This is a genomic window from Pseudoalteromonas sp. 20-92 (genome assembly GCF_030847595.1).
Taxonomy (GTDB): domain Bacteria; phylum Pseudomonadota; class Gammaproteobacteria; order Enterobacterales; family Alteromonadaceae; genus Pseudoalteromonas; species Pseudoalteromonas fuliginea.
In genome coordinates this window covers 1-13,456 of the sequence record NZ_JANJGQ010000023.1, presented here as the reverse complement: position 1 = coordinate 13,456, position 13,456 = coordinate 1, and the positions used below count along the sequence as shown (strand labels likewise).

The following is a 13,456-nucleotide window of genomic DNA, read 5'->3' as shown; positions in this document are numbered from 1 at the left end:
AGAGCTCAAAATACGAGCACAAAAAAACCAGCCGAGGCTGGTTTTTACGTTTTTAAACTGTGTTTAAGCTACAGTGATGTTTGCAAACTTACGTTTACCTACTTGGTAAATAGCCGTTGTGCCTTTTGCTATTTCAAGTTTGGTATCGGTGATTTTATCTTCACCGTTAAGTTTAACTGCACCTTGCTTAATCATACGCATTGCTTCTGATGTACTTACGACTAAGTTTGCTTCTTTAAGCAAGTTAGCAATTAAAATAGCATCTTCGGCAATTGTTACTGTCAGCTCAGGGATTTCATCTGGCAGCGCTTTTTTCTGAAAGCGTTGAATAAAATCATTATGAGCAGCTTGTGCATCTTCTTCACTATGAAAACGCGCTATTAACTCTTTTGCGAGCTCAATTTTAATATCGCGCGGGTTAGTACCTTGCTCAACACGTTCTTTTTGAGCTGCAATTTCCTCAATAGAAAGCGCGCTTAATAAATCGTAATAACGCCACATTAGCACATCACTAATTGACATTATTTTACCAAACATATCGTTTGGCGCATCAGTAATACCAATGTAGTTACCAAGCGACTTAGACATTTTTTGAACGCCGTCAGTGCCTTCAAGTAATGGCATCATTAATACTGTTTGCGGCTTTTGACCCTCTACTTTTTGTAGCTCACGGCCCATTAACAAGTTAAAGCGCTGATCAGTACCACCCAGTTCAACGTCAGACTCTAGTGCAACCGAATCCCAACCTTGTACAAGTGGATATAAAAATTCATGAATCGCAATTGGCTGACCGCTACCGTAACGTTTTTTAAAATCATCACGCTCAAGCATACGCGCAACGGTTTGATTAGCAGCAAGTTTTATCATACCTGCAGCGCCTAACTTTTCCATCCAAGTAGAGTTAAACGCAACTGTTGTTTTTGCTGGATCAAGTATTTTAAATACTTGCTCTTTATACGTTTCAGCATTGGCCAGTACATCTTCACGAGTAAGTGGTTTACGCGTTACATTTTTGCCTGTTGGGTCACCAATCATGCCTGTAAAATCACCAATTAAGAAAATAACCTCATGACCAAGATCTTGAAAGGTTTTCATTTTATTAATTAGTACAGTGTGCCCTAAATGCAAATCGGGTGCTGTTGGATCAAAACCCGCTTTTATTTTTAGCTTTTTACCCGTCTTTAGTTTTTCAACTAATTCGTCTTCAATTAATATTTCTTCTGCACCGCGTTTTATCTCTGCAAGAGCGGTTTGTAAATCCACTGTGTATTACTCCAAAATTCTGCCAACGAAAGAGGCGACTAGCTAGTTGCGTTATCTCGATTTAATACAGGTTTAAACCAAGATTATATATGTAACTAACATAACAAATTTTACCTAATTAAAATAACTTTTTAAGTGATTAATGCAACTAAACATAATACGTATAGTCTGAGTTAACGAAGCAGTTAAAAAAGGTCTTCAAACCTCGATTCTAGCGCAATTCAGCGTTAGTTTAAATCTACAAAACACTAGTATTCGCACATTATTAGGTATATCCTGCAATATTATGTATTTATTATCTTGACAGCAGAAAAAGGCACGTTATGGTTCACGTGGTTAACACCCTCCCCAAAAAACACAAATTGCTTATTCTAGGTTTGGTTTCTGCTATTGCCGGCTTGCTCTTTCTTCCTTCTGAAAAAGCAACTGCATCTAAAGATAATAGTGTAAATGCACTAGAGATTGGTAAGCGCTATGAGTTACAAGTTAAAGTTGATAACAACGAAAAATTAACTGAGTTAAATTCAGAGCAAGCAGCAGAAAAGTTACCAGAATACGACTTTGTCGATCATAAAGTTAAAAATGGCGACAATTTAGCAATTATCTTTAAGCGTGCTGGTTTTTCGGCTCAAACGCTTCATAAACTAATTAACACTAATGCAGAGACTCGCAAACTGACTAAAATTCACCCAGGTGAAATACTTAGTTTTGCGACAGCTGAAGATGGCTCCTTAGCTCAACTGCGCTATGTAATTTCAAAAACAGATACTTTATTTGTTACCTTAAATGAAGAAGGTAACTACGATACAGCTATTGATAGCAAAGAAATTGAAACGCTAACCAAAACCGCTGGCGGCGAAATATCTAACAACTTTTGGACTTCAGCAATTGCAGCTGGTTTAAGCGAACGCCAAATAATGAACTTTGCTGACATATTTGGTTGGGATGTTGATTTTGCAAACGACATTCGTAAAGGCGATGTATTTGGCTTAATTTACGAGTCTCACTATGTTGATGGCGAGTTTATTGGTACCGGTAAGATTATTGCAGCTGAATTTGTAAACCAAGGTCAGCGCTTTGCAGCTATTCGCCATACTGACGGCAATTTTTATACGCCTGAAGGGCGTAGCATGAAAAAAGCATTTTTACGTGCACCTGTAAGCTTTAAGTATATTAGTTCGAGCTTTAATCCTCGCCGCTTACACCCTGTTACTGGCCAAGTTAGAGCGCACCGTGGTATCGACTTTGCAGCACGCACCGGTACACCAGTTGTTGCATCTGGTAACGGTAAAGTAATTAAAGCGGGTTACAGCAAGTACAACGGTAACTACGTATTTATTAGCCATGGTACGCAATATGTAACTAAGTACTTACACCTAAATAAGAAGCTAGTTAAAACGGGCCAAAAAGTTAAACAGGGCCAACAAATTGGTACTGTAGGTTCTACAGGTCGTGTTACTGGTGCACATTTACACTATGAATTTTTAGTAAATGGCGTTCACCGTAACCCTAAAACTGTAAAACTTCCTAAGTCAGAGCCATTACCTCGCTCAGAACTTGCCAAGTTTAAACCTATTGCTGATAACTTTATTGCCCAGCTTGAGCGCAATCGCGAGCTACAGTTAGCACTTAAATAAAGTTTATTAATAAACATTAAAAAAGCCTTTGCGGGGTTAACCTGCAAAGGCTTTTTTGTATACGCTATAAACCATTAGTACATTAGTACATATATGAGCTGAATAACTAAAGACACCATCACTAATGGCCAAATATATTTACTGTATTTGGTTGCGCCGTTGAGCCCTATTTTAGTTTGATACTTTTCAAGTAACGGAATAAGCACAGCAAGTGCTACAAACAAACCAATTAAAATAACGAATATATTCATATCAGTGCCCTACTTATGGTAGCTCATGCCCTTTAGCGCTCACATAAAGTGCATACCAATGATCACGAGTTAGCTCTACATTTACAGCATCACAAGAGGCTTTAATTCGCTTAGCGTTAGTCGTCCCAATAATTGGTTGGATCGATGCGGGATGGCGAAGCAACCATGCAAGTACAATTGCCTCAGCAGAAGTACCATAAAGTGCTGCCAGCTTATTAACTAAAATACTGGTGTTTATATCGGCCTGCGATGCATTTGATAAATCACTACCAGTGTACAAACCTTGGCATAAACTACCCCAGCTTTGAATTTGGATTTCAAAATGGCGACAGTACTCAATACTGCCTGGTGTAAAATTAAGATCTTTACCGTCACTGTTACCGGCATATATGCCTTCATCAACAAACTGATGTTTTTGCAGGCTCGCTTCTATTTGATTGGCAACAATTGGCATGTCGAGCGCATGTTGTAAAAAGTTCATTTGGTGCTGCTGCATATTAGATACTGCAAAATTGCGTACTTTGCCACTTTCTTTTAAACAACTAAATACACGTGCAATTTCATCAACTTCCATGAGTGGATCAGGGCGGTGCAACATAAGTACATCTAAGTACTCTGTGTTTAATCGCTTTAAGGACGCTTCGACTGATTGCTCAATCCATTTAGCTGAAAAATCATAACGCTTCGGCCCTAAGTCATCTTCAAATCGAATCCCACACTTAGATTGAATATATATATGTTCTCTAAGCTCTGCTCGCTCACTTAGCGCTTTACCAAATACTTGCTCGGCCTTACCAAAGGTATAAATATCAGCATGGTCAAAAAAGTTAATACCACTTTCAATGGCGTTATCTATACATTCATGAGCTTGCTTAACATGTGCGTCAGTGATTGCGTCTTTATTCCAACCGCCGCCCAGACCCATACATCCAAATACAAGCTTACTAACATTAGGTAAATATTTTGCTAAAGGTGTGTGGAGCATTATGACTATCCTTAAAATTGCGAAGAACATCCACTTTAAACAAAAATACAGAAACAAGAAACTATTAACGACGAGAAATAAAAGCAAAAAAAAGCGCAGTAAACTGCGCTAAATCATTTATTAACTACCACTTTAATTATTAGCCAACAAGTGCTAATAAAATACCCGCAGCAACGGCACTACCAAGTACACCTGCTACGTTTGGTCCCATTGCATGCATAAGTAAAAAGTTATGAGGGTTACTTTCAAGGCCCACTTTATTAACTACTCGTGCCGCCATTGGCACAGCCGATACACCTGCCGCCCCAATTAATGGATTTATAGGCGTTTTAGATATTCGATTAAGTCCTTTTGCCATAAATACGCCAGATGCAGTACCAATTGCAAAAGCCAGTGCGCCAAGCACTAAAATACCAATCGTCTCAACAGTTAAAAACTTATCTGCAGCAAGCTTTGAACCTACAGCTAAGCCTAAAAATATAGTTGTAACATTGATGATTTCGTTTTGAGCACTGTTACTTAATCTATCAACAACACCCGACTCCCGCATTAAGTTACCTAAACAAAACATACCTACAAGCGGTATAGCAGCCGGTAAAAACATTGCCGTTAAACTAAGTACCATAAGGGGGAAAATAATCTTTTCCTTTTTAGATACCTTACGTAATTCAGGCATCTTAATTTGGCGCTCTTCTGGTGTCGTTAACGCACGCATAATTGGTGGCTGAATAATTGGCACAAGTGCCATGTATGAATATGCAGCTACCGCTATTGCGCCTAGTAAATCAGGTGCCAGTTTTGATGCTAAAAATATTGCCGTTGGCCCATCGGCACCACCTATAATGGCAATAGCTGAGGCATCTTGTAAGGTAAACTCAAAACCTGGTACATAGTTAAGTAATATAGCGCCAAACAATGTAGCAAAAATACCAAACTGTGCAGCCGCACCTAATAACAACATACGTGGGTTTGCAATAAGCGCGCTAAAGTCAGTCAGCGCCCCCACTCCCATAAATATCAACAGCGGAAAAATCCCCGTATCAATACCCACATAATAAACGTAGTACAAAAGCCCACCTGGGTCTGACAAACCTGCCACTGGTACATTTGTTAAAATTGCACCAAAACCAATAGGTAGTAATAATAGTGGTTCAAAGCCTTTAGCTATCGCTAAAAACAGTAATAAACACCCTACCGCAATCATTATTAACGATGGGATTGTAAAGTTAGCAATGCCTGTCGCATTCCAGAGGTTTAAAATACCGTCCATCCTCTATTTACTCCTAAGCTAATGCAATCATAGCGTCGCCGGTAGTTACAGCATCGCCTTCACTAACTAACACTTCAGCAATTGTTCCGGTATGCGTAGCGCGTATTTCAGTTTCCATTTTCATGGCTTCCATAATAATCACTACATCACCTTCGTTAACAACTTGCCCAGCTTTTACCTTAATCTTAAAAATATTACCGGCTAGAGGCGCGTTAAGTGTTTCACCTGATGCAACCGAAGCAGACTGAGGCATATGCTCAGAGTCTTTTAATGTTACTTCTTTAAGTTCACCACCTTGCGCTACTACTACGTCATAAACTTTACCATCTACTTTTACGCTGTATTGCTCAGCCTTCACTTTGTTACTATTTGAAACTGATTTAGAAGGTGCTTTACTGCTTTTATCTTCAATAGAAGGGACTGGTTCAAATGCATCTGGGTTATTGCGATTTTTAATAAACTTCAAACCAACTTGCGGAAATAACGCATAAGTTAATACGTCATCAATTTGATCATCAGCCAGTGTTAAGCCTTGCTCTTGCGCTTCTTTTAATAACTCAGCTTCAAGCGTTGCAAGCTCAGGTGCAATGTTATCTGCAGGGCGACAAGTAATAACTTCTGCTCCATCAAGCACACGCTCTTGTAGCTCTTTATTCATTGGTGCTGGTGTTAAGCCATATTCACCTTTTAATACGCCAGCAGTTTCTTTAGTAATTGTTTTATAACGCTCGCCTGTTAGCACATTAAGTACCGCTTGAGTGCCTACAATTTGCGACGTTGGTGTTACTAAAGGTAAAAAACCAAGATCTTCACGTACACGTGGGATCTCAAGTAAAACCTCATTAAGCTTATCGGCTGCGCCTTGCTCTTTAAGTTGGTTTTCCATGTTTGTAAGCATGCCACCAGGTACTTGAGCTAGTAAAATACGCCCATCAACCCCTTTTAAGCTACCTTCAAATGCCGCATATTTTTTACGCACATCTCTAAAGTAAGCAGCAATTTCTTCTAGGTGGTTTAAATCAAGCTCAGTATCACGCTCAGTCCCTTCAACTATCGATACGATAGTTTCAGTTGCAGAATGTCCATATGTCATACTCATTGATGAAATAGCGGTATCGAGCATATCAATGCCTGCATCAATCGCTTTTTGGTAAGTAGCAGTACTTAAACCTGTTGTAGCGTGGCACTGCATAGCAATAGGAACCGATACGGTTTCTTTAAGTGCTTTAATTAGTTTTTCAGCATCGTAAGGCTTTAATAAGCCCGCCATATCTTTAATACAAATTGAATGACAGCCTAAATCTTCTAATTGCTTAGCAAGAGTCAGCCACATATCAAGTGTATGAACTGGGCTAACTGTGTACGAAATAGTACCTTGAGCGTGCGCGCCTACTTTTATAGCCGCTTTAATCGCTGTTTCTAGGTTACGTACATCATTCATTGCATCAAATATACGAAATACGTCAACGCCATTTTTATGTGCGCGTTCTACAAATTTTTCAACTACGTCATCAGCGTAATGGCGGTAGCCTAATAGGTTTTGACCGCGTAATAGCATTTGCTGTTTAGTATTAGGCATCGCTTTTTTAAGCGCACGAATACGCTCCCACGGATCTTCGCCTAAATAACGAATACACGAATCAAATGTAGCACCGCCCCACGATTCAATAGACCAATAACCTGCATCATCTAACTTGCTAGCAATCGGTAGCATATCGTCTAAACGCATACGTGTTGCGAGCAATGATTGGTGCGCATCGCGTAATACCAATTCTGTTAATTTTAATTTAGCCATGTGTGTGCCCCTTATTTATTATTTGATTTGTACTGAGCAATGGCAGCACTAATAGCAGCGATGTGCTCATTAGGCACACCTTGAGATTTAAAAGACGGTGATTTAGCTGGTGATGCTTCTGGTTCGCTATAGCGCGTCACCAAATTAGACATAAGCGTTACTGCACCAATTAATATCGACAGAAATACAAACACCCCAACCATACCAGTAAGCATTAAGCTACCAGCCGTTGTGAGTAGAGCACCTATATCCATTTTTCTCCCCCTTGAAACCCATATCGAAAATAAAAAATCGATTTAATTAAATATTTATTCACTGGATAATAACAAAACTAATTATTTTGTCTACTCCTTGTAAATTGGTAAAACCAATTAAACTATAATCAACATAAAACTCAACTAATTTACATACCAGAACCTTGCAATCACGCAGCCTACAATAGTTACAGGAAATAATGACTATAGCTAATAGTTATATATAAGTTGTTAATTAACTATCCGGTTAAATAAAAAAAACATGAAAAATCATAGGAAACACAAAAACAAAGGATAAATTGTTAATTGGTCTTACCAAAACAAATGTATTTAGTGAATATTTACCAGCAATGTGTAACGGTGTGAATAACTTACATAGCAAAGCGTAAAAGTTACTAATCAACTAATTACCCAAAACACACAAAAAACATAAGTGCATGATATTAAACAACAATACACTTTGGCATGTAACTGGCATTAGTTATTGTGAGCAAAATTTATAAACCAAGGAGAAAACAATGTTACGCTGGACAATCACATTTTTAGTTATTGCTTTAATCGCTGCAGTGTTAGGTTTTGGTGGCATCGCAGGTGCCGCAGCTGGTATAGCAAAAATTATATTTTTTATCTTTTTAGTACTTTTAGTGATTTCATTAGTTTCAGGTGCACTACGTGGTAAATCACCCAGGTAGATAACCCATAGGACTAACAAACACTTATACTTAATTAACATTACAAGGAATTACATTATGAATTCAACAACTGTAAAAGCAGCACTAATCGGTCTATTCGCAAGTTTTTTCATCATGGGTTGTGAAGACAATCATGCAGAAGACGCAGGTGAACGTATTGACGAAGCAGTAACTGACGTGCAAAACAAAGTAGAAGATGCATGTGAAAATGTTAAAGAAGGCGTAAACGCTGAAGAAACTAATTGTTAATTCTTCTTTTACTAAAAAAGCGGCTCTCAAGAGCCGTTTTTTTGCCTGTTTATAAGTATCGAACAACTTCCCCCATTTTAGCTAATGAGTCAAACCGCACTGATACCAATCCGTAATAATACTTAATCAATTTGAAGGATTAAATCAGACACCAACTTCGTTAAAAATCTCTGATATAGAACAACTAAATAACGAAATTTTTACCTTGTTACCAACACGGTTTTCTTACCTCAAAATAATTGATTGATCAACTACTAACGCACCGCCGCATCGTAAAATCCATAGATATAACTATGAAACATGGATTGGCGCAATGTTAGGTGAGAGTATGGCTACAGATAAGACAGTGTTCTTAAATAAGCTTAGAAATACAAAAATGCTTATTAGAACAGGCATGTTACCTGCTAGAATATTTGAAAAAAAGGATGAGTTATGGAAAGGGATCTAGTAATTTTCAAAATACATAAGCCATCAAAAACATACGACATAATCGACCTCACGACTGTTTCTATGGCAAAGCAAATTGCTAAAGAAAAAGAGAGCAGTTTTAACGAGGCAGTGAAAATAGCTATGGATGATTTCCCAAGAGGGAAAGCTAAAATATTAGACGTTGTAGAAAATGGGTTTAACTGTAAAGTTGAGAAAGAAGCTGAGCAACAAGACTATGATATAAACTTATTTTCGAGTTACTTGGTGTTAAATAAAAAAGCTTACACGGCCATAGGTAATCATTTACAAGGCTGCGGGGAATTTGTTCCATTGAATTGTGAGAAAGAATTATTTTTATTCAACCCACTAATTTTTGAAGAAGAAGAAGAAGATAAAGATTTGACGGAAAAAGCTTATCTAGATGGATTTGAAGATGGTCTAAAATCTCTGGCCTTTAAGTCCGATCTAAATCTAATTTTTAAGTCGAGCATACAAGGTGGTAAATCAATTTACTGTAATGCCGCATTTAAAACTCTTGTGAAAGAAAATAATTTAACTGGGATTACTTTCAATAGTGACTTACTTAGCATTTTTGCATAGCAGCCTCTAAACGCAGCTTTATAATTCGGAATGCCCTCACTCACGACTATAAAAAGTATCCTTGAAATATTAAGCCTTTGCCAACTAACGTTAATATGTATTAACGTTAGTTGGGCCTCAAAGGAATTAACAGGGAAGAGCTATTCTCCTGACTTTGATAAATATTCAAACTAATTAGCAAGTCAATTTTAAGTAAGCATGCATGGCAATTATTAATTTAACTAGGTAGCGAAAGCCTGACACCAATAATTATTAAGTCTATAACAATAAAAATAGCTAAAATTAAGTACACAACTAAGTGAAATTTAGCCTCTTCACTTTTACATTTAGCGTCATCATAGCTGGGACTATCAAATAATTGATTAAGTTCTACTTCACAGAGCATATTTTTATATCGGCTATAAAGCTCATCTTTTTGCTTTTGATGAAAAATAACTTTTTTGTTTAATTCGCTCTCTACTAAGTTTGTATATACTAGTGCCACGATAAAAAATGCTAACGAAATATAACAAAAAAGGTCTATCGCTGAATCAAAATTACTCCTAGACATTCCTCTGATAGCAACCAAAGTCACTATATAAGATAGTATGGCTACTAAGTTAACTTTATTTGAATTGTAGTAAGAGTCGTATGATTCAGACATTTTATTACTAAGGCCAAATATAAAATCTACAACCTTATTTTTTATCTCAAAATATTGTTTTACATTGTCTTCTTGATACAACTGGTGGTTGGACTCTATTGCGTATATAGTTTCTTGTGAAAAAGCATTTCCTAATTCAGTAAAGCCATTAGTCGTAAATATGTTGCGGATTATAGATATTTTAGCAACAGCCCCAGTGTCTTCAAAAACCCAGTGAAATAAATCGTGAACCTCTCTTAAGATAGTTCCCGTATCATTATCGAAATTAACTTTTAGGGCAATAGAGTTAGCACCATTAAAAAAGAAGTGATACAACTCACCTTCTTTCTTGACTTTATTACTAAAAATCACAAGAGACATATAGGTTGTTAACACATTAAATATATTGTCTGGTGTAATTGAGTTAAGTGCTCTCCCCCAAATAAACAAATGTTCAGGTGTAATTCGATGCTTGATATCGAAATTATACCTATGAAAAATATTTTCAGAGTTGTAGTTACTTTTTACGGAAGATTCAAATGATATTTTTTTATTATTAGCAAACAGGGATACACAATCATAAGAGCTAGTTATTTTGTCAACTTCACTTAAAGCCTTTTTTAAATTGCAACTTAGAGCACCTTTAAAGTTATCGTAAGAATAGAAGTATAATGAACCTGAACTCGGCTTATCAATTTCAACTCTTAAACTAAACTCAGTGTCTTCTTTTGATAGACTCAATAAATTTTCAGTTATATAATCTAAAGCCACCCCGACATTTAATTCTAAATATTGATTCCATTCATTATTCTCATATAAAGATATTTTAGTAGCTGACATTTGAGAAACGAACCTTATATATGGCTCTGATTCTCGAATAATGTTGTCTCTATTAAAGTTTTTCTTAAAACTTATATCTAAATTTAAGTCGGCTAAAGTTTCCTCTAATTCAATCATCTGACACATCCAGCTTTTTAAAGTTTCCGTATCCCGATTTAGCTTTTATAGCGATAAAGTTATTTTTTTGATGTTCAAAGTGATAGATTTTTGACACATCACCGCTTTTTATTTTTAGTTCAATATCATCATCAATTTTAATAGTACGTTTTAATTTCGATTTGATCGGTGTTATGTCTATCTCAAATGAAGTATCAAACTTCCCTTTACTACAAGTTTTTTTTAAATCATCTTTAATTTTGTCAGTGTTAACTTCCTTACTTTCTGGCTCATAATTTCCGACCACACGCTCAATCATTTCGTCAGGGTTAAAGTGAGTTGCCGTAGTAAAATAAGATGTGAGGTTCCCTTTTAGATAAGCATGATCAACAGGGGACACTTTGTTAACCTGACTTAGGGTAGAGCTTAACTGGCTAAAGGCTAGGTCGGTATTTAACTGTGAGTCTCGAATAAACTCACATTCTAAAAACGTATTCCACCAAAATTTGGATATTGTTGAATTCGTATCTGATAAATAAATTTCTTGGCCAAGTTCGTTAACATTTACATTAACCAAACAGGTTTTATAAACACCTTTATCTAGAGGTAAACCTTTTAATAGCTTTAAGTGCTCTGTTTCAAAAAAGTTCTCTACATCAATTTTGGCTATTAAAATATAGTTTTCCCCTTTATTCTCAAAGTTAGAAACTAATAATGAACCTTTCCTAATCTCGTTAAAATTGCCATGCTTCGAGTTATATTCAACTTCACAAGATAAAAGGTGTTCAGCTATTTTTGAAATACTACTTTTATCTTTTTTGTCAATTAAGGAATTAATTAGATTATTTTTTACAGCAGAGTTGTCAAGAAAAGTAGCTTGTCGTTGAGACGCTCCATATCTAGCGTCATTGGCAAGCTTTTTAACAAAAACTAATACATCATTTGCATCTGCATCGTCTAAATCTATCTTTCGCACTGAATTTGAATCGGACGATATTTCAAAAATTTGATAAAACTCAATAGTACTTTCTGCTGCTTCAACCATGTATATCCCTTACTTAATTAAGAATTTTATTATTTTTTCCATGAAGATTATTACTTTTCAGTAATAGAAATGCAATGTCCCTTCTGTCTTACTTTCATAATGATAAGAGTAATGGCTAGCTTTTAAATGACCTTTAATCTAAGTTTTTATCAAAATAGTTAATTAACTATTTAACCTACCTAGTTTTGCAGCTAAGGTTTACGGCTAAAAGTTTGCTTAACTTAATAATCGCTTAATACTAAATGCAACTACATACATTTCAATTATTGCATCACAGTTCTAGCTGAAAGTTAAAACCTATAGGCATAAGTAGCTGCTGTATACGATATAAGTCGCTATGGCTCTATTTATATAAACAGTAAGCTTAAACATTAAAGGCAAAGACTACTTCATGCAGCCTCTTCAAGCTAGCTCCACCATGCGTATATTTATCTGTTATCCCACCTTTTGAAAGTTCATGACCAACTATTTGCTGAATCAGTGAAAGATCAAACGACTGGTTATTTCTTATGTTACTTATGAACGTATGCCTAAAGCTGTGATAGCTGCGTAGCTCATCTAATTCATTCACACTAGGTATTTCAAGCTCTATAACTAAACGACCAAACCAACTAGTGATACTCTCAGCCGAGGTTATTTCATATAAAATACGTTCTTGCGTTTGCTCTACGTATTCTAAAAAACCAAGTTCGATTAAGCGTTTATGGATAGGAATTTTGCGTTTAGCGTTATTCGTTTTAAGGTGTTGGGATTCATGCTCATCAGTTACTAATATGTAGTTAATACCATCTTCAATACGAATATCTGGTTTTCTTAACTGGTATATCTCTGTTCGTCTTGCGCCTGTATACATGGCTAATAATAGTGACCACTTTTGCCATGCATATTTTGTTTGTATTGCAAAGGCTTCAAACTTTTTAAGTTCTTCGCTATTAAAAACACCACGTATACGCTGTTTAAAGTCTCGCTTTATAGTACATGGTGAATGCTGAATATATTCAACAGTATCTCTTTTAGCATACGCGAATACCCCCTGTAACCACTTGTAATAGCCTTGAACTGTTTTAGGTGTAACTAAGTCATCTTCTGGCACATCAAAGTCTAGGCACTCTTGTAGGCTCATTTTACTGTATGGTGCGCGATTCTTTTTAGGTAGCTGATAACAACGGTCAATAAAGCGACCTATATCACTCGCTTTATAACTTTCAACAGGTTTGTCTTCACTCAGTAAAAACCATGCTTCGTAGTGGCGAGCATATTCTTTTACAAGCCGATCGCTTAAACCTGCCTTTACTTTAAAATCTAAAAACTCGGCATACACTTCTGAAAATAATGGGCCTTGAGATCGCCAGGGTCACCCATTAGAAAATTCCGGTCAAGCAGGCAGCTGTGTTTTCTTGATCTTTTTATTCAAAAACCAAGTGTTCT

13 protein-coding genes are annotated in these 13,456 nt (G+C 36.4%); 4 read left to right on the top strand and 9 right to left on the bottom strand.

What is annotated here, in order from left to right; genetic code table 11:
- Positions 1-63: 63 nt before the first annotated feature.
- Positions 64-1,263 carry a tyrosine--tRNA ligase gene (gene tyrS / locus NRL14_RS16695; RefSeq protein ID WP_007378401.1) on the bottom strand — a complete coding sequence of 400 codons (1,200 nt, stop codon included), beginning with the start codon at positions 1,261-1,263 and terminating at the stop codon, positions 64-66.
- Positions 1,264-1,586: 323 nt separating this feature from the next.
- On the opposite strand from tyrS, the gene NRL14_RS16690 reads away from it, so the two are divergent.
- Positions 1,587-2,900, top strand: coding sequence for a peptidoglycan DD-metalloendopeptidase family protein (locus NRL14_RS16690; protein WP_096793703.1), 1,314 nt, complete (start codon positions 1,587-1,589; stop codon positions 2,898-2,900).
- A 74-nt stretch (positions 2,901-2,974) separates the two neighbouring features.
- On the opposite strand, the gene NRL14_RS16685 is transcribed toward NRL14_RS16690, so the two are convergent.
- The 5 genes from NRL14_RS16685 to NRL14_RS16665 form a co-directional block, all read right to left on the bottom strand.
- Entirely contained in the window at positions 2,975-3,151 is a 177-nt protein-coding gene (locus NRL14_RS16685; protein ID WP_007378927.1) for a hypothetical protein, read from the bottom strand.
- Between the two features lie 13 nt (positions 3,152-3,164).
- On the bottom strand, positions 3,165-4,136 hold the full coding sequence (locus tag NRL14_RS16680; RefSeq protein WP_007378926.1) for an aldo/keto reductase family oxidoreductase: 972 nt from the start codon (positions 4,134-4,136) through the stop codon (positions 3,165-3,167).
- 139 nt (positions 4,137-4,275) lie between these two features.
- Positions 4,276-5,406 (bottom strand): sodium ion-translocating decarboxylase subunit beta, encoded by a 1,131-nt coding sequence (locus tag NRL14_RS16675; RefSeq protein ID WP_007378925.1) that lies wholly within the window; start codon positions 5,404-5,406, stop codon positions 4,276-4,278.
- A gap of 13 nt (positions 5,407-5,419) precedes the next feature.
- Positions 5,420-7,201, bottom strand: coding sequence for a sodium-extruding oxaloacetate decarboxylase subunit alpha (gene oadA / locus NRL14_RS16670; protein WP_306725168.1), 1,782 nt, complete (start codon positions 7,199-7,201; stop codon positions 5,420-5,422).
- Between the two features lie 11 nt (positions 7,202-7,212).
- Entirely contained in the window at positions 7,213-7,455 is a 243-nt protein-coding gene (locus NRL14_RS16665) for an OadG family protein (protein WP_007583814.1), read from the bottom strand.
- A gap of 518 nt (positions 7,456-7,973) precedes the next feature.
- On the opposite strand from NRL14_RS16665, the gene NRL14_RS16660 reads away from it, so the two are divergent.
- The 3 genes from NRL14_RS16660 to NRL14_RS16650 all read left to right on the top strand — a co-directional run bounded on the left by NRL14_RS16660 (position 7,974) and on the right by NRL14_RS16650 (position 9,425).
- Positions 7,974-8,147 (top strand): DUF1328 domain-containing protein, encoded by a 174-nt coding sequence (locus NRL14_RS16660; protein WP_002961939.1) that lies wholly within the window; start codon positions 7,974-7,976, stop codon positions 8,145-8,147.
- Between the two features lie 57 nt (positions 8,148-8,204).
- Positions 8,205-8,396, top strand: coding sequence for a hypothetical protein (locus NRL14_RS16655; protein WP_007378921.1), 192 nt, complete (start codon positions 8,205-8,207; stop codon positions 8,394-8,396).
- A 510-nt stretch (positions 8,397-8,906) separates the two neighbouring features.
- A complete protein-coding gene (locus tag NRL14_RS16650) occupies positions 8,907-9,425 on the top strand; it encodes a hypothetical protein (protein ID WP_306725167.1) in 519 nt (172 codons plus the stop codon).
- 217 nt (positions 9,426-9,642) lie between these two features.
- Here NRL14_RS16650 and NRL14_RS16645 read toward each other — a convergent pair whose 3' ends face one another.
- The 3 genes from NRL14_RS16645 to NRL14_RS16635 form a co-directional block, all read right to left on the bottom strand.
- Positions 9,643-11,004, bottom strand: a complete 1,362-nt coding sequence (locus NRL14_RS16645) for a hypothetical protein (protein WP_306725166.1) — start codon at positions 11,002-11,004, stop codon at positions 9,643-9,645.
- Positions 10,997-12,028 (bottom strand): nucleoid-associated protein, encoded by a 1,032-nt coding sequence (locus NRL14_RS16640; protein ID WP_306725165.1) that lies wholly within the window; start codon positions 12,026-12,028, stop codon positions 10,997-10,999. Before NRL14_RS16640 ends, NRL14_RS16645 begins: the two co-directional genes overlap by 8 nt.
- Positions 12,029-12,392: 364 nt before the next feature.
- The gene (locus NRL14_RS16635; RefSeq protein WP_306725164.1) at positions 12,393-13,349 is read right to left on the bottom strand and encodes a DUF3258 domain-containing protein; all 957 of its coding nucleotides are present in this window, start codon (positions 13,347-13,349) and stop codon (positions 12,393-12,395) included.
- Between the last annotated feature and the right edge of the window lie 107 nt (positions 13,350-13,456).